This is a genomic window from Streptomyces sp. NPDC097129 (genome assembly GCF_055668065.1).
The window spans coordinates 159,854-184,354 of record NZ_JBVOQE010000006.1; the positions used below are offsets into that span (position 1 = coordinate 159,854).

General features: G+C 72.8%; 18 protein-coding genes. 8 read left to right on the forward strand and 10 right to left on the reverse strand.

Translation table 11 applies throughout. The features are described from left to right. Positions 1-180: 180 nt before the first annotated feature. The 3 genes from afsR to AC0B9F_RS19230 form a co-directional block, all read right to left on the reverse strand. On the reverse strand, positions 181-3,126 hold the full coding sequence (gene afsR, locus AC0B9F_RS19220) for an SARP-family global regulator AfsR (protein WP_472004088.1): 2,946 nt from the start codon (positions 3,124-3,126) through the stop codon (positions 181-183). A gap of 160 nt (positions 3,127-3,286) precedes the next feature. Beyond that, positions 3,287-3,676: a nitroreductase/quinone reductase family protein gene (locus tag AC0B9F_RS19225; protein WP_472004090.1), complete on the reverse strand. Its 390-nt coding sequence runs from the start codon at positions 3,674-3,676 to the stop codon at positions 3,287-3,289. A gap of 18 nt (positions 3,677-3,694) precedes the next feature. Beyond that, complete coding sequence (locus tag AC0B9F_RS19230) at positions 3,695-5,218, reverse strand: CehA/McbA family metallohydrolase (RefSeq protein WP_472004092.1); 1,524 nt, start codon at positions 5,216-5,218, stop codon at positions 3,695-3,697. Positions 5,219-5,361: 143 nt separating this feature from the next. Between AC0B9F_RS19230 and AC0B9F_RS19235 the strand changes: the two genes are divergently transcribed. The 3 genes from AC0B9F_RS19235 to AC0B9F_RS19245 all read left to right on the forward strand — a co-directional run bounded on the left by AC0B9F_RS19235 (position 5,362) and on the right by AC0B9F_RS19245 (position 9,457). After that, the gene (locus AC0B9F_RS19235; protein WP_472004094.1) at positions 5,362-6,210 is read left to right on the forward strand and encodes a TIGR03619 family F420-dependent LLM class oxidoreductase; all 849 of its coding nucleotides are present in this window, start codon (positions 5,362-5,364) and stop codon (positions 6,208-6,210) included. A 21-nt stretch (positions 6,211-6,231) separates the two neighbouring features. Beyond that, on the forward strand, positions 6,232-8,817 hold the full coding sequence (locus AC0B9F_RS19240; RefSeq protein ID WP_472004096.1) for a bifunctional FO biosynthesis protein CofGH: 2,586 nt from the start codon (positions 6,232-6,234) through the stop codon (positions 8,815-8,817). 82 nt (positions 8,818-8,899) lie between these two features. Next, positions 8,900-9,457, forward strand: a complete 558-nt coding sequence (locus AC0B9F_RS19245) for a hypothetical protein (protein WP_472004098.1) — start codon at positions 8,900-8,902, stop codon at positions 9,455-9,457. Here the strand turns inward: AC0B9F_RS19245 and AC0B9F_RS19250 are convergent. After that, on the reverse strand, positions 9,450-10,007 hold the full coding sequence (locus AC0B9F_RS19250; RefSeq protein ID WP_472004099.1) for a DUF2165 domain-containing protein: 558 nt from the start codon (positions 10,005-10,007) through the stop codon (positions 9,450-9,452). The two genes, AC0B9F_RS19245 and AC0B9F_RS19250, sit on opposite strands and share 8 nt — an antisense overlap. A gap of 251 nt (positions 10,008-10,258) precedes the next feature. Between AC0B9F_RS19250 and AC0B9F_RS19255 the strand changes: the two genes are divergently transcribed. Continuing rightward, positions 10,259-11,374 (forward strand): ADP-ribosylglycohydrolase family protein, encoded by a 1,116-nt coding sequence (locus AC0B9F_RS19255; RefSeq protein WP_472004101.1) that lies wholly within the window; start codon positions 10,259-10,261, stop codon positions 11,372-11,374. 10 nt (positions 11,375-11,384) lie between these two features. On the opposite strand, the gene AC0B9F_RS19260 is transcribed toward AC0B9F_RS19255, so the two are convergent. The 3 genes from AC0B9F_RS19260 to AC0B9F_RS19270 all read right to left on the reverse strand — a co-directional run bounded on the left by AC0B9F_RS19260 (position 11,385) and on the right by AC0B9F_RS19270 (position 17,793). Beyond that, positions 11,385-12,938, reverse strand: coding sequence for a sodium:solute symporter family protein (locus AC0B9F_RS19260; RefSeq protein ID WP_472004103.1), 1,554 nt, complete (start codon positions 12,936-12,938; stop codon positions 11,385-11,387). 171 nt (positions 12,939-13,109) lie between these two features. Further along, the gene (locus AC0B9F_RS19265; protein ID WP_472004105.1) at positions 13,110-14,975 is read right to left on the reverse strand and encodes an MFS transporter; all 1,866 of its coding nucleotides are present in this window, start codon (positions 14,973-14,975) and stop codon (positions 13,110-13,112) included. Between the two features lie 214 nt (positions 14,976-15,189). Further along, positions 15,190-17,793 (reverse strand): D-alanyl-D-alanine carboxypeptidase, encoded by a 2,604-nt coding sequence (locus tag AC0B9F_RS19270; protein WP_472004106.1) that lies wholly within the window; start codon positions 17,791-17,793, stop codon positions 15,190-15,192. A 240-nt stretch (positions 17,794-18,033) separates the two neighbouring features. Here AC0B9F_RS19270 and AC0B9F_RS19275 point away from each other — a divergent pair, with 240 nt between their 5' ends. The 3 genes from AC0B9F_RS19275 (at position 18,034) to AC0B9F_RS19285 (ending at position 20,346) form a co-directional block, all read left to right on the forward strand. Then, positions 18,034-18,783, forward strand: coding sequence for a GOLPH3/VPS74 family protein (locus AC0B9F_RS19275; protein ID WP_472004108.1), 750 nt, complete (start codon positions 18,034-18,036; stop codon positions 18,781-18,783). Positions 18,784-19,091: 308 nt separating this feature from the next. Next, positions 19,092-19,949, forward strand: coding sequence for a helix-turn-helix domain-containing protein (locus tag AC0B9F_RS19280; RefSeq protein WP_472004109.1), 858 nt, complete (start codon positions 19,092-19,094; stop codon positions 19,947-19,949). Positions 19,950-20,154: 205 nt separating this feature from the next. Then, positions 20,155-20,346, forward strand: coding sequence for a DUF397 domain-containing protein (locus AC0B9F_RS19285; RefSeq protein WP_472004111.1), 192 nt, complete (start codon positions 20,155-20,157; stop codon positions 20,344-20,346). A gap of 116 nt (positions 20,347-20,462) precedes the next feature. Here AC0B9F_RS19285 and AC0B9F_RS19290 read toward each other — a convergent pair whose 3' ends face one another. The 3 genes from AC0B9F_RS19290 to AC0B9F_RS19300 all read right to left on the reverse strand — a co-directional run bounded on the left by AC0B9F_RS19290 (position 20,463) and on the right by AC0B9F_RS19300 (position 22,895). Further along, a complete protein-coding gene (locus AC0B9F_RS19290) occupies positions 20,463-21,338 on the reverse strand; it encodes a MerR family transcriptional regulator (RefSeq protein ID WP_472004113.1) in 876 nt (291 codons plus the stop codon). Positions 21,339-21,405: 67 nt separating this feature from the next. After that, entirely contained in the window at positions 21,406-21,906 is a 501-nt protein-coding gene (locus AC0B9F_RS19295) for a glutathione peroxidase (protein WP_472004115.1), read from the reverse strand. Between the two features lie 23 nt (positions 21,907-21,929). Continuing rightward, positions 21,930-22,895 (reverse strand): ArsR/SmtB family transcription factor, encoded by a 966-nt coding sequence (locus AC0B9F_RS19300; RefSeq protein WP_472004117.1) that lies wholly within the window; start codon positions 22,893-22,895, stop codon positions 21,930-21,932. A 70-nt stretch (positions 22,896-22,965) separates the two neighbouring features. On the opposite strand from AC0B9F_RS19300, the gene AC0B9F_RS19305 reads away from it, so the two are divergent. Further along, positions 22,966-24,195, forward strand: a complete 1,230-nt coding sequence (locus tag AC0B9F_RS19305; protein ID WP_472004119.1) for an MFS transporter — start codon at positions 22,966-22,968, stop codon at positions 24,193-24,195. Positions 24,196-24,501 lie beyond the last annotated feature (306 nt).

Genomic DNA, 24,501 nt, shown 5'->3' on the forward strand with positions numbered 1-24,501 from the left:
GAGGGTCGCCGGGCGGGCTGGTCAGGGCCGCTCACCTTAGTGGTGGGCCCTCCACGGTCATCCGCCTGCCCCCCGACGCGACGGATCGACGGCATTCAGAGTGCCGGAAGGCGATAAACGAACGATGAACGCCGAAGCCGGGGCCCGCCGTTCGGATCGTCGCGAGGTAACGAAGCACTACTAGGCGGCGGCCACCGGGTTGAGCAGGCGGCGTACCTCGGCGAGTTCCGGTGAGTCCAGGGTCTCGTAGATGGCCAGCGCATCGCGCCAGCAGGCCTGGGCGCGGTCGATCTGCCCGACACCGTGCAGCGCCCGGCCCAGCACGGTCAGCACGTTGCCGCGCCGCCATTCCCCTCCGATGCCGCGCAGGACCGCCAGCGACTGTTCCGCGAGGGCGGCGGCCTGGGCCGGCTGGTGTTCGCTGAGGCGCACCTCCGCGATCCGGAAGATGCTCATGCCTTCCCACAGGCGCTGGCGGCTGTCCCGGAAGACCTCGAGGGCCTCGGTCAACTGCTGAGCCGCGTCGGTCAGTTCGCCGGCCTGGGCGAGCGCCAGGCCCAGGGCGTACCGGCCGTTGGCGCCCCGCAGGGTGTGACCGAGGCGGTCGTAGATCTCGACGCCCTGGCGGGCGAGTTCGATCGCGCTCTTCGTACGCCCCATGGCGAGGTGGCACCGGGAGAGGTTGCACAGCGCGCTGGCCTGGCCGGCCAGGTTGCCGTCCGACCGGAAGCTGGTGATGGCGTCCTGCAAGCAGGTGGCCGCCTCCGCGTGCTGGCCCCGGTAGACCGCGATGACGCCCCGGTGGTTGGGCACCCAGCTGTTCAGGGCCGGATCGTCCACCGCGCAGGCCAGCGCGTGCGCCCGGCTCACCTCCTGGTCGGCCTGGGCGAACCGCCCTGCCGCCAGGTGCGACTCGGTCAGCGCGGTCCGCGCCCGCCCCTCGGCCTGCGCGTCGCCCGCCGCCCGGGCGGCATCGCGCGCCGCCGTGGCGACCGCCTCGTACCCACGGGAGTTGGCCCCGGACTCCGCCAGGTCCTTCACCGCCCACAGCAGATCGACCGCGCGCCGCAGCATCGTCCCCCGGGCGCACTGCTGCACCAGTGCCAGTACGGTGTGCGCCTCCGCGTACAGCCAGTCCTGCGCCGCGTGCCGGTCCCCGAACGTCAGCCCCGGATACTCCGCCTTCGCCAGGTGGCTGACCAGCCGGTCGCCGGGGCGTTCGATCGCGTACACGCCCGCTGCCGTCGCCAGGTAGAAGTCCAGGAGGCGGGACAGGGCCGCCTGCCGTTCCTGAGGGGGCCACTCGTCGCGTTCCGCGCAGGCGCGGGCGTAGAGGCGGACCAGGTCGTGGAAGCGGTAGCGGCCGGGGGCCGCCGACTCCAGCAGCGAGGTGTCGACCAGCGACTCCAGCAGATCCTCCGTGTCCTCAGGCGGCAGGTCCAGGACCGCCGCTGCCGCCGCCAGGGAGATGTCCGGGCCGTCGGCCAGGCCCAGCAGGCGGAAGGCGCGCGCCTGAGCCGGTTCCAGCTGGCCGTAGCCCAGCTCGAACGTCGCCTTCACCGCCAGGTCCCCGGCCTGGAGTTCGTCCAGACGCCGGCGTTCGTCGGCGAGCTTTGCCGCCAGCACGGACACCGTCCAGGTCCGCCGGGCCGCCAGTCGGGACGCCGCGATACGGATCGCCAGCGGCAGGAAACCGCACGCGGCGACCACGTCCAGCGCCGCCTCGCGCTCCGAGCCCACCCGCTCCTCGCCCACGATCCTCGTGAACAGGGCCAGCGCCTCGTCCGGCGCCATCACGTCCAGGTCGACCAGGTGCGCCCCCGCCAGGTCCAGCATGCGCACACGCGAGGTCACCAGCGCCGCGCACCCCGCCGTGCCCGGCAGCAGCGGACGCACCTGGGCCGCGTCGCGGGCGTTGTCCAGCAGCACCAGGACCCGCCGGCCGTCGAGCACCGAGCGGTACAGGGCCGCCCGGTCCTCCAGGGAGTCCGGGATCGCGGAGTCCGCCGTGCCGAGGGCGCGCAGGAAGGAGCCGAGGACCGTCTCGGGTTCGGCGGCCCGCGGGCCCGCGCCCTGCAGGTCGACGTACAGCTGGCCGTCGGGGAAGGCGGTGCGCGCCTGGTGGGCGACGTGCACCGCCAGCGTCGTCTTGCCCACGCCGCCGATGCCGGCGAGCGCGGACACGGCCATCACCCGGCCCTCGGCGGAGGCGAGGATGTCGCCCAGTTCGCGGACGAAGGCCGCGCGGCCCGTGAAGTCGGGCACCGTGGCGGGCAGTTGTGCGGGGCGGGGCCGCGGTGTGGCCGGCTCGGTCGGCGCCGAGGAGGGTTCCGCCAGGGCCGGGTCGGCGCGCAGGATCCGCTGCTGCAGCTCGCGCAGGCCGGGGCGCGGGTCCACGCCGAGTTCCTCCGCGAGCAGGCGGCGGGTGTCGGCGTACACGGCGAGGGCCTCCGCCTGGCGGCCGCTGCGGTACAGGGCCAGCATCAGCAGTTCGCGCAGCCGCTCGCGCAGGGGGTGGGCGGCGGTCAGCGCGGTGAGTTCGGAGACCGCCTCCGCGTGGCAGCCCTGCTCCAGGTCCATGTCCAGGCAGGACTCCAGCAGTTGCAGCCGCCACTCCTCCAGGCGGACCCGCTGGGCCTCCGCGTACGGGCCCGGTACGCCCGCCAGCGCCTCCCCGTCCCACAGGGCGAGCGCCCGGCGCAGCACCGCACGGGCATGGCCCAGGTCCCCGCCCGCCCGGGCCTTGTCCGCCTCGGCCGCCAGGTCCTGCGCGGCCGTCAGGTCCAGTGTGCGCGGCCCGCGGATCGCGTAGCCGCCGGACTCGCTGACCAGCACGCCCGCGTCGAGGACCTTGCGCAGCCGGGAGGCGTAGGTGCGCAGCGCCGCCAGCGCCTGCGAGGGCGGCTCCTCGCCCCACAGGGCGTCGATCAGCTCGGCGGCGGTGGCGGTGCGGCCCTCGCGCAGCAGCAGCGCGGCGAGCAGGGCGCGCTGCTGGGGGGAACCGGTCGGCAGCGGGTCCTCGCCGCGCCAGGCCCGCACCGGGCCGAGCACGCCGAAGCGCACGCCCGCCGGCCCCGCAGCGGAGTCAGGGCGCCTCTGCTCCGGCACCCGCGCAGCACCGTCCATCGCCGTCCCCCCTGGAGATCCCGAGCAACCCCGTCAGTTTGCCTTGTTCGTGGCGGATGCGTCAGCCGTGGGAGACGCCGATCACAGGGCGCGGGGCGGGCGGTCACAGGACCCACACAACCGCCCGCACGGGAGGCGGCCCGCGATCGGCGCCGGCCGGTCAGTCCAGGTCGACCCGGACGGTGAGCAGATCGGTCCCGAGGACCCGCACCGCGGCGCTGTTGACGCGCGGCAGGCGGCGCAGCCGGGCGACGGGGTCGTCGTCGGGCAGGAGGTGGGCGGTGCCGGTGTACCAGCGGCCGCGCAGACGCACCCGCACCCGCGGATCCGCCTGGATGTTGCGCACGTACTGGGAGCGCGTCCCGAACTCCGACACCAGCCAGAAGCAGTCGCCGATCCGCCGTCCGCCCACCGGCGTCTGCCGGGGCAGCCCGGAGACCCGCCCCGTCGTCTCCAGCACGGTCTGTGTGGGCAGCCGGCGCAGCACCGGGTTGAGGCGGCGCTGGACGGCCGTGGTGTACCGGTGGCGGAGATCGGCGAGGCGGGACACGAACGCTCCAGTCGAAGGTCAGCGGTGGCCGAGGAAGATTGGGTTGGTGAACGCCGCGAGCGCGCCCGGCAGCGGACCCGCCGCCGCCTCGTGCCGCACCTCGGCGCGGACGTAGGCAGCGTACGACGGGGTGGTGTGCCACTCCACGGTGCCCGCGCCCGGCACCGGCAGCGGGGCGCTCGTGAACAGCACGCCCTGGTCGGTGACGAACCGGACGGTGCAGCGCGGGGCGCCTTGGACCTCCAGGCGCACGGTCACCGGGGTGTCCCGGTCCACTTCCAGGCGCTCGCCGATCCCGGCGTGTTCGCCGCGTCCGCCGCTCACTGCGAAGGACAGCGTCACCCCGGCGGACTCGGCGACGTAGGAGCGGCCGGCGCGGATGCCCGCCTGGATCGCCTCGCGGGTCAGGTCGTCGGCGAGGACGACGGTCTGCGGCATGCCCACGGGGTCCGGGTCGCGGTGGGCGTCGCTGTTGCCCATCGCCGGGATCCAGTCGCGTCCCTCGCGCACGGAGGCGACGAGCATGCTGTCCCAGTCGGCGAGCGCCACCTCGTCGTCGGGGGTGTACGCCCCGTTCCACACCTCGATCGCGTCGGCCTCGCCGAAGCCGAACTTCCAGTTGCAGCCGACGCAGGTGGCGTGCGGATGCGCGGGTACGACGAGACCGCCGGCCTGGCGGACACGGCGGGCGAACCTGCCGAACCGGTTGTCGCGGGCCCGGTAGCGCCAGTCCACGAAGGTGCCCGGGTCGGTGCCGAGGGCCACGACGTGGCCGTTGCGGGTGGTGATCTCCTCGCCGAGCATCACCAGCAGGTCGTCGCCGGCCACGTCCGCCCAGTGCGGGTGGGAGGAGTGGGTGTTGTGGTCGGAGGTGTTGACGAAGTCCAGGCCCGCGGCCCGCGCGAGGGCGCCGATCTCGGCGGGGGTGCGGCGGCCGTCGGAGTGCCAGGAGTGCAGATGGCAGTCGCCCCGGTACCAGGCGCGGCCCCGCCCCTTGGCGCGCTCCGGCGGATAGACGGGCTTCGGCGTCTCGCCGGGCTCCCCGAAGGTGAGCGTGACGGTCAGCTCGTACGCCAGCCCCTGCGGGGCCACCGTGTACGGGCCGAGCGCGATGTGCCAGGTGCCCTCGCGCACCGGGCCCGGCAGATAGCCGGGGGTGGCGTCGTCGGCGCGTACGAGGAACTCGGTGCGGGCGCCGCCCGACCAGCCGCGGAAGCCCTGGCCGCCGAGGCCGGTGCCGCGCTCGTCGAAGAGGCCGATGTCGAGGGCGTTGCCCGGGGTGCCGGCCGGCACGGAGGGCTTGTCGTAGGTGTAGGAGACCTTGATCTCCCGTACGCCGGCGGGCACTTCGACCGGGACGTACACGAAGTCGGGGGCGCCGGGGGGCAGCGTGCCGCGCACGGTCCGCGTCTCCTGGCCGGTGCGGCCCCCGTCGGCCGCTGAGGCGAAGGTCACGCTTCCCAACGTAAGCGCGGCGGCGGCTCCCGTCACGAACAGGGCGCGCCTGCCGAGGGCGTTTCCGTCTGCTCTGTCGTCACACATGGCCGCCACTGTGCCGCCCGGGCGTGAACTCCGGTAGACCGCAAGGGAATCGGTGGACGGCGGGCCCGGCGGCCGGCCCTCCCGAGGCATCGACCGACCGGACGGTATGGACTGCCGGCCTCCGGCGCGGTACAGATGCCCTCATGCGCATCTCCGTCACGGTCTTCCTCACCGACGAGACCATCACGCCCGTCCGCCTCGCCCGCGCGCTGGAGGAACGCGGCTTCGCCGGGCTCTACCTGCCCGAGCACACCCACATCCCCGTCGAACGCACCACCCCCTACCCGGCCGGCGGCGACCTGCCGCGCGAATACGGCCGCACCCTCGACCCCTTCGTGGCCCTCGGACAGGCCGCCGCCGTCACCGCACGGCTGGGCCTGGGCACCGGCATCACGCTCGTCGCCCAGCACGACCCGATCGACCTGGCCAAGCAGCTCGCGACCCTCGACCACCTCTCCGACGGCCGCGTCACGCTCGGCGTCGGCTTCGGCTGGAACGTCGAGGAAGCCGCCGACCACGGGGTGAAGTGGCGCACCCGGCGCGCCCTCGTACGGGACCGCATGGCGCTGATGCGGGCGCTGTGGGCCCCGGAACCCACCGGCCATGACGGGGAGTTCGCCAGCGTGCGCCCGAGCCTGGCCCACCCCAAGCCCGTGCGCGCACCGCGAGGCCCGGTCCTCGGTCCGCGCACGCTCGTCGGCGGGGCGGCCGGCCCGAAGCTGTTCGCGGACATCTGCGCGTACGCCGACGGCTGGCTCCCGATCGGCGGCCGCGGCCTGACGGAGTCCCTGCCGCTGCTGCGTACGGCCTGGGCCGACGCGGGCCGCGACCCGGCCGGCCTCCAGGTCGTCCCCTACGCCGTGCACCCGTCCCCGGGCAAGCTGACCCACTACGCCGGCCTCGGCATCGAGGAGGTGGTGCTGCAACTGCCGCCCGCCGGGGAGACGGAGGTGCTGCGGGCGCTGGACGAGTACGCCCCCTACCTTTCCTGATCACGCTCGTATCCTCGAAGGATGACGACCTCCGCGACACCCGGACCCGGCCCCACCGAGAACTCCATGCGTCGCGCCCTCAAACGCGCCCGCGACGGTGTCGCCCTCGACGTCGCCGAGGCGGCGGTGCTGCTGCAGGCCCGCGGCGAGGACCTGACCGGCCTCGCCGCGTCCGCCGCCCGGGTCCGCGACGCGGGCCTGGAACAGGCGGGCCGCCCCGGCGTCATCACGTACTCGAAGAGCGTTTTCGTCCCGCTCACCCGGCTGTGCCGGGACAAGTGCCACTACTGCACCTTCGTCACCGTGCCCGGCAAGCTGCGGCGCGCCGGGCACGGGATGTTCATGTCGCCCGACGAGGTCCTCGACATCGCCCGCAAGGGCGCGGCCCTCGGCTGCAAGGAAGCCCTCATCACGCTCGGCGACAAGCCGGAGGACCGCTGGCCCGAGGCGCGCGAGTGGCTCGACGCGCACGGCTACGACGACACCATCGCCTACGTCCGCGCCATCTCCATCCGCATCCTGGAGGAGACGGGTCTGCTGCCCCACCTCAACCCCGGCGTGCTGACCTGGACGGACTTCCAGCGGCTGAAGCCGGTCGCCCCGTCGATGGGCATGATGCTGGAGACGACCGCGACCCGGCTGTGGTCGGAGCCGGGCGGCCCGCACCACGGCTCCCCGGACAAGGAACCGGCCGTACGGCTGCGGGTGCTCCAGGACGCGGGCCGCTCCTCCGTCCCCTTCACCTCCGGCCTGCTGATCGGCATAGGCGAGACGTACGAGGAGCGCGCTCAGTCGCTGTTCGCGCTGCGCAAGGTCGCCCGTGCCTACCACGGCATCCAGGAACTGATCATCCAGAACTTCCGCGCCAAGCCGGACACCGCGATGCGCGGCATGCCGGACGCCGAACTGGACGACCTGGTCGCGACGGTGGCCGTGGCCCGGCTCGTCATGGGCCCGAGCGCCTGCCTCCAGGCCCCGCCGAACCTCGTCGACGCCGAGTACGAGCGCCTCATCGGCGCCGGCATCGACGACTGGGGCGGCGTGTCGCCCCTGACCATCGACCACGTCAACCCCGAACGCCCCTGGCCGCGGATCGAGGAGCTGGCCGCGAAGTCCCGCGCCGCGGGCTTCGAGCTGCGCGAACGGCTCTGCGTGTACCCGGAGTTCGTGACGCGCGGCGAGCCCTGGCTGGACCCGCGGCTGCTGCCGCACGTACGCGCCCTGGCCGACCCGGCCACCGGACTCGCCTTGCCCGGCGCCCTGCCGAAGGGGCTGCCCTGGCAGGAACCGGAGGAGGTCTTCACCGCCGCCGGCCGCACCGACCTGCACACCTCGATCGACACCGAGGGCCGCACCTCCGACCGCCGCGAGGACTTCGACGAGGTGTACGGCGACTGGGGCGCCCTGCGCGAGGCGGCCGCCCCCGGCATGGCCCCCGAGCGCATCGACACCGACGTCCGCCAGGCGCTGCGCACCGCCGCCGACGACCCGACGCGGCTCACGGACGCCGAGGCGCTGGCGCTGCTGCACGCGGACGGCCCCGCGCTGGACGCCCTGTGCCGGGTGGCGGACGACGTGCGCCGGTCGGCGGTCGGCGACGACGTGACGTACATCGTCACCCGGAACATCAACTTCACCAACGTCTGCTACACCGGCTGCCGCTTCTGCGCCTTCGCCCAGCGCCGCACCGACGCCGACGCCTACACGCTCTCCCTCGACCAGGTCGCCGACCGTGCCCAGCAGGCCTGGGACGTCGGCGCGGTCGAGGTGTGCATGCAGGGCGGCATCCACCCGGACCTTCCCGGCACGGCGTACTTCGACATCGCCGAGGCGGTGAAGGCGCGCGTGCCCGGCATGCACGTGCACGCCTTCTCGCCGATGGAGGTGGTCAACGGCGCGACCCGCACCGGCATGTCGATCCGGGAGTGGCTGACGGCGGCGAAGGAGGCCGGGCTGGACACGATCCCCGGCACCGCCGCGGAGATCCTGGACGACGAGGTCCGCTGGGTGCTGACCAAGGGCAAGCTGCCCGCGGCCACCTGGATCGAGGTGATCGAAACGGCCCACGAGCTGGGCATCCGCTCGTCGTCGACGATGATGTACGGCCACGTCGACCAGCCTCGCCACTGGCTGGGCCATCTGCGCACGCTCGCCGGGATCCAGCAGCGCACGGGCGGCTTCACGGAGTTCGTGACCCTGCCCTTCGTGCACACCAACGCGCCCGTCTACCTCGCGGGCATCGCCCGCCCGGGCCCCACGATGCGGGACAACCGTGCGGTCACCGCGATGGCCCGCCTGCTGCTGCACCCGTACATCCCTAACATCCAGACCAGCTGGGTCAAGCTCGGCACGGAGGGCGCCGCCGAGATGCTGCGCTCCGGCGCCAACGACCTGGGCGGCACCCTGATGGAGGAGACGATCTCCCGCATGGCGGGCTCCTCCTACGGCTCCTACAAGTCGGTCAAGGACCTGATCGCGGTCGCGGAGGCGGCGGGCCGCCCGGCCAGGCCGCGGACGACGCTCTACGGCGAGGTCCCCGGGGAACGGCAGCGCGCGGCCGAGGCCTCCGACGGCCACCTGCCGGAACTGCTGCCGGTGCTGGACTGACCGGCGGGGCGCCCACGGCAGGGCAGTACGATGATCCGGCCCCCGACATGCCGGGGGCCGGAGACTGAGGAGATGCGTAGCGGTGCCTGCCCGACGGCTGCCCTCGTGGGCCTGGACCACCGCGCTGACCGTGGGCGCGGTCGCCGCGGTCGCGGCCCTGACGGTACAGGCCGACCAGGGGGCGAAGCCCTCGGCGACGGCGGCCCGGCCGGGCGCGTCGGCGTCGGCGCACCCGCACCCGGCGCCCGCGGCGCCGCCCGCGGTCCCGGACGCCTCGGGCACCGGACGCCGGGTGGTCTACTCGCTCGGGCAGCACCGGCTGTGGCTGGTGGACGCGAGCGACTCCCCGCGCCGCACGTTCGCGGTGTGGGCGGGCACGGTCAGCCCGGACCCGGGGACGTACGCGGTGTCGACGCGGCGGGAGACCACGACCGGCTCCGACGGCGTGCGGATCGAGCACATCGTGTACTTCACGGCGAAGTCGGGGGTGTCGATCGCGTTCTCCAACGCGGTCGACGGCGCCTCCCCGCCGCCGCCCGCCGCGGGGAGCCGCACGGGCGGCATCCGGATGCGGGCGGCCGACGGGGCGGCGCTGTGGGCGTTCGCGACGCCGGGGACGACGGTCGCGGTGGTCAGCTAGCGGTCTTCCCGGCCTCCTCGGCCTTCGCCGGTTTCCCGGTCGCCGGGACCCCGGCGGCCTCGGTGTTCCCGGCGGCCAGGTGGTTGACGATCAGTACGATGCCGCTGATCAGGAAGATGCGGGTCGCGGCGTCGAGGCCGTTCCAGTTCTTCGACTGCCACATGGAGAACCACTCACCGCCGATCGCGATGAACCCGGCGCCGAACAGCAGCATCAGCATCAGCAGGCCGTAGGTGGACAGCCGCCGGGCGAGGGCGTGATCGCGGCGCGCCCAGCAGACGGTCCCGGCTATCAGCACGAGCGCGGCGACGCTCTCCCAGACGATGATCGCGACGTAGGCGGCGTTCTGCAGGCCCTTGCTGGTGATGGCCCGCCACATCAGGTCGTCGTCCTTGAAGGTGGTGTCCATGGCCAGGACGTGCTGGACGAATGCCTGGTTCGTCCCGAAATCGGTGATGTTCCCGAAGGCGACGAGCGTGATGTAGAGCGCGAGCACACCGGTGAGAAGCCCGGCGGCGAGCGGAAGCGCGCGTGAGGTGGGGGTGGTCATGCCGATCATTCTGCCCAACCGGCGCCACCGTCCGTGCAGCACTCAACTTCCCCGGCCCGTATCGCCCTTGGCCGCCGCCGGCGGCCGGGCGGGGACGGCACGCGCGGCACGGGGCCGGGGCGGACCGGGAGCCCCGACCGGCGCCGCCTCCCGGCGCGCACATTTTCCGCCCCTTTCCGCCCCTGAACCCATCGCCTCCGTTCGATTACAGTGCTGCGCGTCGTACGTGCGGACGGTGCCGGGAGGTCTGGGTGGGCGCGACGTCCGGTGCCGTCTGGGGACGAGCCGAGCAGCAGGACTTCCGCAGCCGGGTGCGCGGCACGCTCCTCGGGGCGGCCGTCGGGGACGCCCTCGGCTCGCCCGTGGACGGGCTGGACCTGGCCGCGATCCGGGAGACGTACGGCCCGGAGGGCATCGCCGACCTCGTGCCGGCGCACGGCCGCCGCGGCGCCGTCAGCCATCTCACGCAGCTCACCCTGTTCACCGTGGACGGGCTGATCCGCGCCCAGGTGCGCCGCGACACCGGCGCCTGGCATCCGCCGACCGACCTGCACCGGGCGTACCGGCGGTGGCTCGCCACCCAGCGGGACTGGGGGCCCGACGAGCGCCGCAAGGACGACGGCTGGCTGGCCCGCGAGGAGTGGCTGTACGCCCGCCGCGAGCCGCCCCGCGCGCTGCTGCTCGGGCTCGGCGAGGAGACCATGGGCACCCTGGAGGCGCCCAGGAACCCCGCCGAGGCCGGGCCCGAGGCCGCCGCCCGCTCCGCCCCCTTCGGGCTGCTCGTCGGCTGGGAGCCGCAGCTGGTCGTCCAGCTGGCCGTGGAGTGCGCCGCGCACACCCACGGGCACCCGGTCGCCGGCCTGGCGGCGGGGGCGTACGCGGCGATCGTGCACGGTCTCGCCCGCGGCCAGAGCCTGGACGGCGCCGTCCAGCAGGCGCTCGCCCTGCTCGCCGCCCGCCCCGGCCACCAGCCGGTCTCCGCCGCCCTCCAGCACGCCCTCGGCGCGGTACGGCAGGGACTGCCGACCCCGGCCCGCGTCACCGAACTGCTCGGCGAGGGCACCGCGGACGGCGTGCTCGGCGCCGCCGTCTACTGCGCCCTGGTCGGCGAGGACGTCCGCCACGGTCTGCGCCTCGCCGTGAACCACGACGGCCCCTCCGGCCCGGCGGGCGCCCTCGCCGGCGGCCTCCTCGGCGCCCTGCACGGCGAGACGGCCCTCCCCCCGGCCTGGCTGGCCGAACTGGAGGGCCGCCCCACGCTCCTGGAACTGTCCGACGACTTCGCCATGGAAATGACCCAGGGCCCCGCCTTGCACGGCCCGGCGGGAGCGTCACCGGGGTGGCTGGCCAGGTATCCGCGCGCCTGACGAGGCTCCCCTACGGCGCCCCCACCACTCCCTGCGCCGGGGGCCGGACCGCGGCGGCCGCCGCGTCGTCGTCGCCGTTGACGCGCTCGATGACCGCCAGCCGCTCCGGGGTGTCCTCCGGCTTCACCCAGCCGATCGCGATGTACAGGACCAGGGAGACCGCCAGCGGGATCGACACCTGGTACTGCAGGGGCACTCCGCCCTTGATCTGCCAGCTGATCGGGTAGTTGACCAGCCAGAAGGCCAGCAGGCCCAGCGCCCAGCTGGTCAGGGCCGCCGTCGGGCCGGAGCGGCGGAAGGGGCGCAGCAGGCCCAGCATCATCGGGATGGCGATCGGGCCCATGAGACCGGCCACCCACTTGATGACGACGGTGATGATGTCCTTGAAGGCGGGGGAGTTCACCTGCGTGGCCACCGCCATGGACAGGCCGAGGAAGACGACGGTCGTCACCCGCGCGGCGACCAGCCCCGAGCGCTGCCCCCAGGCCCGCGCCCGCCGCGACAGCACCGGCGCCACGTCCCGGGTGAACACCGCGGCGATCGCGTTCGCGTCGGAGGAGCACATGGCCATGGTGTGCGAGAAGAACCCGACGATCACCAGGCCCAGCAGGCCGTGCGGCAGGAGCTGTTCGGTCATCAGGGCGTAGGAGTCGGAGCCGTCCGGCTTCTGCGCGTGGACCAGGAGCGGGGCCATCCACATCGGGAAGAACAGCACCACCGGCCAGACGAGCCACAGCACCGCCGACAGCCGCGCCGAGCGTTCGGCCTGGCGGGCGCTGCCGGTGGCCATGTAGCGCTGCGCCTGGTTGAGCATGCCGCCGTTGTACTCGAACAGCTTGATGAACAGGAACGCGAGCAGGAACACCGTTCCGTAGGGGCCGACGAGCGGCTTGCCGTGCCCGTGCAGGGCCGGTTCGTCCCAGGCGCCGAGGAAGCCGATGCCCTTGTCGTTCAGCTTCAGCACCACCGCCACGAACATGGCGATCCCGGCCAGCAACTGGATGACGAACTGCCCGAGTTCGGTCAGCGCGTCCGCCCACAGCCCGCCGATCGTGCAGTACACGGCCGTAATGGCGCCGGTGATGAGGATGCCCTGGTTGAGCGAGAGGCCGGTGAACACCGACAGCAGGGTCGCGACGGCCGCCCACTTCGCGCCCACGTCGACGATCTTCAGCAGCATCCCGGACCAGGCCAGCGCCTGCTGGGTGCGCAGGTTGTACCGGTTCTTCAGGTACTCCAGCGGTGAGGCCACGTGAAGCCGGGAGCGCAGCCGGTTGATGCGCGGCGCGAACAGCTTCGAGCCGATGGCGATGCCGAGGGCGATCGGGAAGGACCAGGTGATGAACGAGGTGACGCCGTAGGTGTAGGCGATGCCCGCGTACCCGGTGAACATCACCGCGCTGTAGCCCGACATGTGGTGCGAGATGCCGGACAGCCACCAGGGCATCTTCCCGCCGGCGGTGAAGAAGTCGCTGACGTCGTCCACCCGCTGGTGCGACCAGACGCCGATCGCGACCATCACACCGAAGTAGCCGATGAGCACGGCCCAGTCGAGACTGTTCATGGGCTCGATCGTGTGGGCAGCCGCGTGAACACGACAAGCGAGAGTAAGGTCAAGTCACGGTAAAAACGTTCGACTTGATGTCTGTGGTTCACTGACATGAACACTCGGGGGTATGGGAAAGCCCCTGCCGGCACCGGTGCCGACAGGGGCTTCGTCCCGCTGGAGCGCTCGTTACGGCGTCTGCACGGCGGCATGCTTCAGCTCGTCCGGGCAGGGCGTGCCGCGCGGCAGCTGGTAGGGCGCCGCCAGCCGGTAGGTGCCCGCCTTCGGCGCCAGCAGCACCGTCCACCTGTCGCCGTCGGCGTCCTCCTCCGTCTGCATCAGACAGCCGTTGACGTTGTCGTACGACTTCGGCGTGCCCTCGGCGCGGTGCTTGGAGGCGTCCGTCTCCTGCGGGGCCTTCAGGCTCTTGCCCTTGGCGTCCACGATGCTCAGCCACGGCGAGTACGGGATGCGCACCAGGATCCGGCCCGGCCGGCCCACCTGGATCGTCATCTCGCCCTGCTCCGCGCGCACCACGACCGCGTCCGGCTCGGCCAGCGGCGCCGGGTCGGTGACCCGGAACAGCTGCCATTGGGTGTCGCCCCAGATCTGCTGGAGATACGGCAGCCCGCGCTGCACCAGCGCCCGCTCGCGCTGCCCGCCGTCGCCGTCCGGCTCGTCCTTCGGCACGACCACGTAGTGCACCGCCCAGCGCTGGAGCCACTCGTGGTAGTTCGCCGAGTTGAGGGTGTCGTCGTAGAAGAGCGGGTTGCGCTCCATGTCGGCCTGGCGGTTCCAGCCCCGGGCCAGGTTCACGTACGGCGCGAGCGCGGACGCCTCGCGGTGCGAGCGCGCCGGGACGACCTCCACCCGGCCCTTCTCCGCGCCGACCTGCTGCAACTGGTTCACCAGCGGGGCCAGCTCACGCGACCAGGAGGCGGCCGGAGCGGTGTGGATGATGTCGTCGACGGTCTTGTAGCCGATCCAGCCGACGAAACCGACGAAGGCCATCACCACCGCGTACCACTTGCGCGACTTCGGCACGGTGAACGGCAGTGCCGCCACCAGCGCCACCCCCGCGAACAGCATCGCGAGCCGGGTGATGTTCGAGCCGATCTGCGAACTGATCAGCCACACCAGCAGCACCGCGAGCCCGTACACGGCCGCCGTCACCCGGACCGTCTTCCACTTGCGCGGGACGGCGAAGTAGACGAGCGCCGAGAACAGCAGCGGAAGGGACGCCGAGCCGAACGACATCGGCTGCGTGCCGGAGAACGGGAACAGCCACGCGGAGACCGCCACCACCGCCGACGGGGCAAGCCCCAGCGCCCACGCACCCGGCCGCCGCTTCTGCAGGAACAGCGCGACCGCCACCAGACCGACGAACAGTCCGGCAACCGGCGAGGCCATCGTGGCGAGCGCGGCCAGCGGCGCCGCGCACAGCGCCTTCGCCCAGCGTTTGTGGCGCCAGCGGTACGGCCAGCAGAAGACCGCCGCGACCGCGCCGAGCGCGAACATCATGCCCAGACCGAAGGTGACCCGCCCCGAGATGGCGTTGCAGAGCAGGCCGAACACCCCGGCCATCGTGGCCCACAGCGGATTGCGCACCGCACGGCTGCGGATCAGGATCAGCGCCAGCAGCCCCGCCGAGACCGTACCGGCGATCATCATCGTCGTCCGCACGCCGAGCACCGACATCAGATACGGCGACACCACGCTGTACGACACCGGGTGCATGCCGCCGTACCAGGCCAGGTTGTACGCCGAGTCCGGGTGCCGGCCGACGAACTCCGCCCACGCGTCCTGCGCCGCGAGGTCGCCGCCGCTGTTGGCGAAGGTGAAGAACCAGACGATGTGCAGGACGCCCGCGAGGGCGGTGACCCACAGCACCGGGTGACGCAGCATCCGCTCCCGCAGCGCGAGGAAAGCGGACCGGAAACGCTCGCGGGGGCCGTCGCCGCCGCCGGAAGGGCCTGTTTCAGGCAGCGCTATTCGAGGGCCGGTACGTGATCCCGTACCGGTGTCGTCGGCGCGTGTCGGCTCCGCTGTGGCCACCTGTCGGCACTCCCAGTTCCCGTCTTCTGTTCTCGGCCGCGACCGGCGACCTGTCCGTTTCGCGACGCTAGCACGCACCCCGCCGGGCAGCCCTGCCGTGGGGCGCCGATGGAGGCGTGCGCGGGCGCGAGGACGACGCGGGCGCGGGCCGCGGAGGCGACGCGGGCGCGGGCCCGTGCGGGGCGGCGCGCGCCGCCCCGCACGGGCCCGGACGTCAGCCCACCCGGGTGAGCTTGGCCGTGAAGCCCGGCTCGACCAGATCCTTCTGCAAGGCCACCGGAACCTTCACCGCGCCGTTGGAGCCGTCACCCACGGTGAGCGTGCCGACCTTCGTGCCGGCCTTCGCCGTGTGCGGCACGTCGTCGGCGGCGAACGACAGCCTCACCTTCAGCCCGGCCCAGCCGACCGCCGTGACGTCCTGGGTGAGGACGACCGGCGTACGGCCGCCGAGCTGGTCGTCCACGTACCCGACGACGTCGCCCTTCTTGAGGATCTTCACCGAGGTCAGCGCGTCCCGGGCGGCGAGCATCGCGGTCCTGCTGACCGTGTTGACCGTGTCGATGATCGGCGCCTTGTGCTGGCCGAGGATCGCACCGACCACGGTGACCGTCTGCCCGCCGACCTCCTTGGTCGCGGCGAACAGCAGGTTGCCGCCGGCCGCGCTGGTCGTGCCGGTCTTGAGGCCGATGGCCCCGTTGTACGGCACGAGGTCGTTGTAGTTGCGCCACTTGTGGCCGGAGGGGTCGACCCAGTTCGGCTGCTTGGTGATCTCCATCAGCGCCGGGATCTTCACCAGCTCGTTGCCCAGCTTCACCTGGTCCTCGGCGGTGGAGACCGTGGTCTCCTTCAGCCCCGAGGCGTCGGTGTACGTCGTGCCGGTCATCCCGAGCTGCTTGGCCGTGTCGTTCATCTTCTTGATGAACGCGGCCTCGGTGCCCGCGTCCCAGCGGGCCAGCAGACGGGCGATGTTGTTCGCCGACGGGATCATGATCGCCGACAGCGCCTGCCGCTCGGTGAGCTTGTCGTTCTCCTTGACCGTGTTGAGCGTGGACTCGCCGTCCTTGTCGTAGCCGCCCTCCTTCTCGGCGGTGGCGTCGACGGTGATGGCCGGACCCTGCTCACCGGGCTTCAGCGGGTGGTCCTTCAGCACGATGTACGCCGTCATCGCCTTGGCGACCGAGCCGATGGCGACCGGCGTCTGCCGGCCGAAGCGGCCCATCGTGCCGATGCCGTTCACGTCGATGCGGCCCTGTCCCTCGCCGGGCCACGGCAGGTTCACCTGGTCGCCGTCGAAGGTGTGACTGTCCGCGGCGGTCAGCTGCAGGGCGGGCGCCGGCAGCGGCCGTACGGCCTGCACGATCGCAAAGACGATCACCAGCAGGATGACCAGCGGCGTCCAGATCTTGACCCGGCGCACCACCGTCCGCAGGGGGGTCTGCGGAGGCGGCGGGGTGTTCGTCAGCTCGGCCAGCAGATCCAGCGGCGGCTTCGGCGGCAGCGGCTGCTGCGTGGTGCGCTCGGGGCCGACCTGGGGGATGGCCGCGGTGGCGTCGGCGGGGGCGGCCTTGGGGGCCGCCTTGGGGGCCGCCGCCTTCCGGTCCGCGGGGGCGGTCTTCGCGTCCGCGGGCTTGGCGTCCGCCGCCTTCGCGTCCGCGGGCTTGGCGCCGGCGGGCTTGGCGTCCGCGGGTTCGGCGTCCTTCGGCTCCGCGTCCTTCGGCTTCGCGTCCGGGGTGACCCGGCGGAGCGCGGTCGTGGCCTCGTTCGCGGGCGGCTGCGTCAGGCGCGGGGGCTTACGGGTCGAGGGGTCGTCGAGCGGCTTCAGCGCGACGAACTTGCTGGTCCGCTCGGCGTCGGACTCGGCCGGCCTGCCGTCCTCGGGACCCTTCGCGTCCTTGGCGGGCTTGGCGTCCTCGGGCCGCTTCGCGTCCTTGTCGGGCTTGGCGTCGTCCTGGGGGCCCTTGGCGTCCTTGGCGTTCCCGGCGGGCTTCGGCTTGACGTCGCCGAGCTTCAGCATGGTGGTCGGCTGGTCGACGGGGCCCTTGCCGGCGCGTGCCTCGGAGGCGTCACCGATCTTGAGCATGGTGGTGGGCTGATCGCCGCCCTTGGCCGGGGCGTCCTCGTCCGCAGCCGCGTCCGTCCCGTCCGCCGTACGCGAGTCGGAGTCGGCCTTCTCGTCCTCGGCGGCCTTCTCCGGGGCCTCGGCGTCCGCGGAGGGGGCCTTCTGCGGGGTCTCGGCGGCCTTCTCCGCCTCCTGAGAGCCCTTCGCCTCCGCCGGCTCACCGTCGGAGTCCGCCGACCTCACCCAGGCCGCCACGGCCTCGCGCAGCCGCTCGTCACCCTCCGCACCCGCCGCGTCGCCGTCCGTGCCGCGATCCGCGTCGTCGTCCGCGTCGCCGGCCGTGCCGGAGGTGCCGTCGTCCGATGCGTCGCTGTCCGAAGCCTCGTCCTGCGGCGCGTCACCGTCGGAGGCGCCGTCGCTCTCCGCCGTCCCGCCCTCGGTCCCGTCCTCGGCCGCCGGCGTCCCTTCGCTGTCCGCCCCGCCCTCAGAACCGCCTTCAGAACCGCCTTCAGAGCCGCTTTCAGAACCGCCCTCAGGGCCGTCCTCGGTCCCGTCCTCGGGGCCGTCGTCGGACGCGCTCTCCCCGGCGTCCTCCGCCAGGTCCCGCACCGACAGCACCCGGGTCGCCGTGTCCACGCCCCCGTGGGCCGCGTCGGCGGAACGTTCCATCCGGGCCTCGGGAACCGGCGCCGTACTCCCCGGCGTCGGTTCTGCCGACGACTCGCGCTGCTTCGACTTGTCGGGGGACTCGCCCGCCACCGATGCCTCCTCCTACGCCGCCGCACGCCCACCGTGCGTCTGCCGAAACCGTGGACCGCCGCCCGGAACACCGCCCCACGGCACTGTCCGAACCATGTACCAGTGTCCTGTCTGCGGGCCCGACTCCTGCGTAGGACGAGAACGACATACCTGCCGGTTCCCTCACAAACAGGTCACGCACCCTCGACAGACCAATGTGAGAGGGGTCACCCTGTCATTCATCCACGCGGGGAGGCATGGATGGGCAGGAGCCGCAGAACACTTCCGGAGGAGCTTCTGCTGCTGGCACTGGACCCGGCCACGGGTACCACTGCACAGCCGCAGTCGCTCGACCTCGGTCTGGCCGGAGCACAGCTAGTGGAGCTGGCGCTGGCCGGACGGATAGCCCCAGACGGGGATCGTATCGCCGTGGTGGTACCACGGCCGACAGGAGATCCAACACTGGACTGCGCGTTGGAGTTGCTGCGAAGGCGCGGCGCTCCGGTACGGGCGGTCCACTGGATCGGCGGGCCGCGTCTCGGGCTCCGCCAGATCTACCTCTCGCATCTGGAACGGTGCGGCATGGTGCATGCCGTCGAGGGCCAGATGTGCGGAGTGCTGCCGACGACGCGCTATCAGGCGACCGACAACGAGATCAGCCGGGAGATCAGGGCCCGGCTGGACTCGGCGATCCGCACCGGCGTGCCGCCGGACCCGCGGACCGCGGCGCTCGCCGCCCTGGCCCACGCGGTCGGTCTCGGCAAGCACCTGTACCCGGGCAACGAGGGCCGTTCGTCCCGTTCCCGGTTGCGGGACCTGATCCGGCACGACCCCATGGGCGGGCTGGTCGCGCACGCCGTCATGGACGTGCAGAACGGCGTGGCCGCGCAGCCGCGCCGCGGTGCGCCCCCCGGCCGGCAGGCCGGAGGCGCCCGGCCGGCGCCGGAACCCGCTCGCGGGGTTCCGGTGCAGCCGCACCGGGGCAGCATGGCGCACGTCGTGGCCCACTGATCCGCGGTCCACGACACCGCACCGCACCACCGGCGCCCTCCGGCGCCACCAGGACCCGTTCGGGAGCCGCGCGTGCGCGCGGGGCGGCCCGGCCGTATGCCCCTTCAGGGCCCGGCCGCGCCGCCCCGCGCGAACGCATGCCCGCACGCGCACTTCAGAGGCGCACCCGGACGCGTGTGCGAGGCACCGTACGGGTCTTCGCCGCATATCCACCGTTCGGCAGCGGTAGGAAGGCCCTTGGTGGCAGTCTGCTCAACAGCAGATACGCAAAGTTGCAAGCAACAGGCACAGCCGGAGGTGCACGTCCCGTGGCGTCCAATGTCAATCCCACTGTCAGGCGGCGCCGGCTGGGCCAGGAGCTGCGCAGGCTCCGCGAGCTCAAGGGCATGACGGCCGAGGAGGTCGCCGAGCGGCTCCTGGTCTCCCAGTCGAAGATCAGCCGGCTGGAGAACGGCCGCCGCAGCATCAGCCAGCGCGACGTGCGCGACCTGTGCAGCGTCTACGAGGTCGAGGACCAGCGGGTCGTCGACTCGCTGATGCAGATGGCCAAGGACTCCCGCCAGCAGGGCTGGTGGCACACCTTCGGCGACATCCCGTACAGCGTCTACATCGGCCTGGAGACGGACGCGGCGAGCCTGAGGGTGTACGACCCGCAGGTGGTGCCCGGTCTGCTGCAGACCCGGCAGTACGCGGAGGCGCTCATCGCGGGCGCGCTGCCGGAGACCGCGCAGGCCGACATCGAGAAGCGTGTGCAGGTGCGCATGCGCCGGCAGGAACGCATCACCGCGCCGGAGAACCCGCTGCGGCTGTGGACGGTGCTGGACGAGGCGGCGCTGCGCAGGGTCGTCGGCAACGAGTCCGTGATGCGCGACCAACTGGAGTACCTGGTCGAGCAGTCCCAGCTGCCGCACGTCACCGTGCAGGTCATCCCGTTCGAGATGGGCGCCCACCCGGGCCTCAACGGCCAGTACGCGATCCTGGAGTTCCCGGACGCCGCGGACTCCAGCGTCGTCTACATCGAGGGCGTGACCAGCGACCTCTACCTGGAGAAGCCGAACGACGTCCACAAGTACGCCATGATGTACGAGCACTTGCGGGCGCAGGCGCTCAACGTCGACCAGTCGCTGCAGTACATCTCGCGGATCGCCAAGGAGTACGCCCGCTGACGACCGCCTTCCGCGCGCCCGGCCGTGGAAAGTGCCGCACGGTACACCAGTCGACGGCCGGGATGGAAGTCTCCTCTGGAATATGCCATCCAACGAGTGAATGGGCACTTCCGGACCCGAGGGGGGCGAGTAGCGTCGATCACGCCAAGCAAGCAACAAGGTTGGCGTGAATCGAACAACCTTCCTCAGGCAATACGGAGCAGAGATGGCAATTCGTCAGGGCGCCACCGACTCGTGGACCAAGTCCTCGTACTCCACGGGCAACGGCGCGTGCGTCGAGATCAAGTCGCCGGTCGTGGCCGCCATGGCCGTACGGGACTCCAAGGTTCCCGAGGGCCCCACCCTGTCCTTCCCGGCCGAGGCGTGGAGCGTCTTCGTCACCTCGGTCAAGTCCTGAGGGGAGGGTCCCTGAGACCCACGCACCCCCCACGACACGAGCACCGCGAAGAGCCCTCTCGACGAGCTCGCCGTCCTTGCCGAGAGGGCTCGGCTTTCCCCGTCGGACCCGGAAGGTCACCGCACGGGGAAGGCCACATCGCACACCGGGTCCCCGGGCCCGGCGGCGTCCCAGTCGGCGAAGTAGATCTCCCGGCACGGGCCGTCGTACTCCAGCCCCCGCTCCTTCATCCACGCCTCCACCGCTTCGAAGGCGGCGAGGATCTGGGGGTGCGCGACCTGCGCCTTCGTGATCCGCGTGTACGCCAGCCGGCGGGCCGGCTCGACCCGCACCGCCGTCTCCCACGCCCGCCCGCGCGCCGCCGCCCACGCCCGGGCCGCGTCCTCGTCGGCGACGGGCACGCAGCACTCGGCGGGACCGTCGCTCTCCATGGACACCTCGGCGTGGTAGACGACGAACGGCGACGCCACCACCCCGCCGCACTCCCGGGCCGCGCTCTCCAGCCGCCCCATGGACGCCCCGATCCACGCGGGCAGTTCGTCCGCCAGCGTGTGCCGCTTCTCGGTGAGCACCACCTGAGCGGGCACCTCGACCGTCTCCACTGTGAACGTGCCGTACATCTCCAAGCCCCTTCCGGACAGTCGTCCACGGAGGAACCCGGCGAGCGTGCGCTGCCGCGCGATCCGCTCCTCGACGCCGGCCCAGTACGCGCCGAGCCGGTCGGCCGCCGCGCCCCCGTCCCGCTCGGCGGCGTCGACCACCTCGGCGATCACGGCGAGCGGCATGTCCAGCTGCCGCAGCAGCGCCACCGTCCGGGCGCGGTCGATCTGACCGGCGCGGTAGTAGCGGTAGCCACTGACCTCGTCGACGCGCGCCGGACACAGCAGGCCGAGGCGGTCGTACAGCCGCAGGGCCTTCGGCGAGAGCCGGGCCCGCGCGGCGAACGCGCCGATCGTCAGCAGGTCGTCGTCCACGACGCCATCCTCCGTCACCGGGCGCGTCTGGCCCGGTGACGGGAACGCTGGTCCCTGCCCCAGGGGCAAGGTCAACCCGGACCGGCTAGCCGAGCGCCTTCTCGACGGCCCCGACGAGCGCCGCCGCCTCCGGCTCGGTCTGCGGCGAGAAGCGGGCGACGACCCGGCCGTCCCGCCCGATCAGGAACTTCTCGAAGTTCCAGCGGATGTCCCCGCTGTGCCCCTCGGCGTCCGCGACACCGGCCAGGCGCTCGTACAGCGGGTGCCGGCCCTCCCCGTTGACCTCGACCTTCTCGGTCATCGGGAAGGTCACGCCGTACGTCGCCGAGCAGAACTCGGCGATCTCCTCGGCGCTGCCCGGTTCCTGCCCGAGGAACTGGTTGCACGGCACGCCGAGCACCGTGAAGCCGCGTCCGGCGTAGCGCTCGTGCAGCTTCTCCAGGCCGGTGTACTGCGGGGTCAGGCCGCACTTGGAGGCGACGTTCACGACGAGCACGACCTGCCCGGCGTAACTCTTCAGCTCGGCGGAGCCACCGGTGAGCGCGCCGATCTCGACGTCGAGGGGGGAGGAGGCGTCAGTAGTCATGAGCGGATGCTAGCCGGGCCGGGTCAGCCGCATCCCGCGGCCTGGGCCACTGCGTCCCCCGCGGCCGTCCGCGAGTACAGCACCGACTGCCCCGCCCGTCGCCGCCGCACCAGACCGGCGTCCCGCAGCACCCGCAGATGACGTCCGACCGATCCGAGTCCCTGCCCGGTGACGGCGACCAGCTGCGTCGTGCTCATCGGCGAGGCGAGCAGCACGAGCACCGCGGCCCGACCCGCCCCCAGCAGCGCGCCGAGGCCCTGTGGCACCCGCGGCCCGCCGTCCCCGGCCAGCGCGCCCGCGCACGGATAGACGACGGCGTAGCGCCGCCCGTCCTCCCAGCTCACCCACCCGGTCCCCGGGGTGACCGGCACGAACACCAGCTCCGCGCCGGCGATCTCGCGCGGCGGATACTCGTGCGCGTTCACCTGGAACCGGTTCTCGCCCAGCCACCGCGTCCCCGGCCGCAGCCCGTCCAGCACGGCCGCCCAGCCACCCCGGCTGACCTGTGCCGTCCGCGCGACCACATCGGCCTCCAGCACCCGCCGTCGCCGCTCCCAGTACGGCCGTACGGTCTCCTCCCACACCCACTCCAGCAGCGTCGCGGCCCGCGCCGGCAGATCGTCCCGACGCAGCTCGCCGGGCAGCTCCCCGGCGAGGGACATCCGCAGATGCGCGCGCGCCTGCACGCCCCCGACCTGCCGCACCCGGGCGACGGCGCCGGCGAGGTCCTCCCCGTCGTACGGGACCGGGGTGAGGAAGTCGGCGATCCACTCCCGCCCGAGCCCGGCCCGCACCAGCGACGCGGTGACCGGGTCGCGGGCCAGCAGGGCGCGGTAGGCGGGCAGGTGGGCGCGCAGCCACTCCTGCTCCCCGGGATGGGACCCGTGCGCCGAGTGCAGCAGCTTCAGAGAGGCGAAGGTCTCGGCGAGCGGCGAGATCACGAACCGGCTCCCGGCCAGCGTGTCCGCGTTGACCTGCCACCAGCCCATGCCCCACCGACCTTTCGCGTGTGGGCGAAAGAGTACGAGCCGTGCCCCGACTGCTCCCACCCTGTGGGGCATGCGCAGCTACCGCGACCTGTTCCGCGCCCCCGAGTTCACCCCGCTCTTCCTGTCCAGCGCGGCCCTGACCGCGGCCCAGACGACGGGCGGGCTGGCGCTGGCGACGCTGGTGTACCGGGCGACGGACTCACCGCTGCTGTCGGCGGTGAGCATGTTCGGCCCGTCCCTGGCCCAGGTCCTGGGCGCGACCCTGCTCCTGTCCGGCGCGGACCGCCTCGCCCCGCGCCGGACCCTGACCGCGATCTCCCTGACGTTCGCGGCGGGCACGGCGGTCCTGGCGATCCCCGCGCTGCCGATCTGGGCGGTGTTCCTGGTGATCCTCACGCAGGGCCTGGTGGCCTCGCTCGGCGGCGGAGTCCGCTGGGGCCTGCTGAACCAGATCCTCAGCAAGGACGGCTATCTGCTGGGCCGTTCGGTGTTCACGATGCTGAGCGGACTGATGCAGATCACGGGCTACGGCCTGGGCGGCGCCCTCCTCGCCTACCTGAGCCCGCGGACCACGCTGCTGCTCTCGGCGACGCTGTACGCCCTGTCGGCGGCCTCGACCCGCTGGGGCCTGACCGCACGGCCACCGCGCGCGACGGGCCGCCCGTCGATCCGAACCACCTGGCGGACCAACGGCACGCTGTGGCGGTCGCGCCCCCGCCGCCTGACGTTTCTCGGCCTGTGGATCCCGAACGGCCTGATCGTGGGCTGCGAATCCCTGTACGTCCCCTACACCCCGAAGTCGGCGGGCACGCTGTTCGCGTGCGCGGCGCTGGGGATGCTGCTCGGTGACCTGGCGGCGGGCCGCTTCGTACCGCCCGCGCTCCGCCCCCGCCTGATCACCCCCCTGCTCGTCCTGCTGGCGGCCCCCTACGCCGCGTTCGCCCTGCACCCCCCGCTGTGGCCGGCGGCGCTGCTGGTCACGACGGCGTCGGCGGGCTTCAGCGCGAGCCTGCTGCAACAGGAACGCCTGATGCGGCTCACCCCCGACGACCTGAGCGGCCACGCCCTCGGCCTGCACTCGGCAGGCATGCTCACCCTCCAGGGCGCAAGCGCCACGCTGGCCGGCACCCTCGCCCAACTGACCGCCCCGGCAACGGCGATGACCCTGCTCTCCCTGACCTCCCTGACGGCGACGCTGCTGCTGGCCCGCGCGAACGGACGAGCCGAGAACCCGCGACGCCCCACCCCGGAAACCGTCACCCCCTGCCCTTCACCCCTGCCTGAGCCCCCCACCGGGTGAGAGCCCCCACCCCCAGCGAAACAAGAATCGCCCCCCAGTCGACGACATGCGGCAACCCCGGAAAGAAGGCGAAGAAGGCGAGTGACCCGCACAGCCCCCCAAGGAACGCAACGATTCCCACCCACCGCACCCGCGCCCGGCGCGCGGACTCGCCGGCGCCGGTGTCCTGATGTTCCGTCATACGTCGCTCACTTCGTGATGTGGTGGCACTGACTCACACGCCGCGTCCCGTTCACGTACAGGTGGGCGCATGTCTTGCCATAACGAGGAAGTGTCTGGGGAGAGTTGTTCCGCATCGGGTCGATC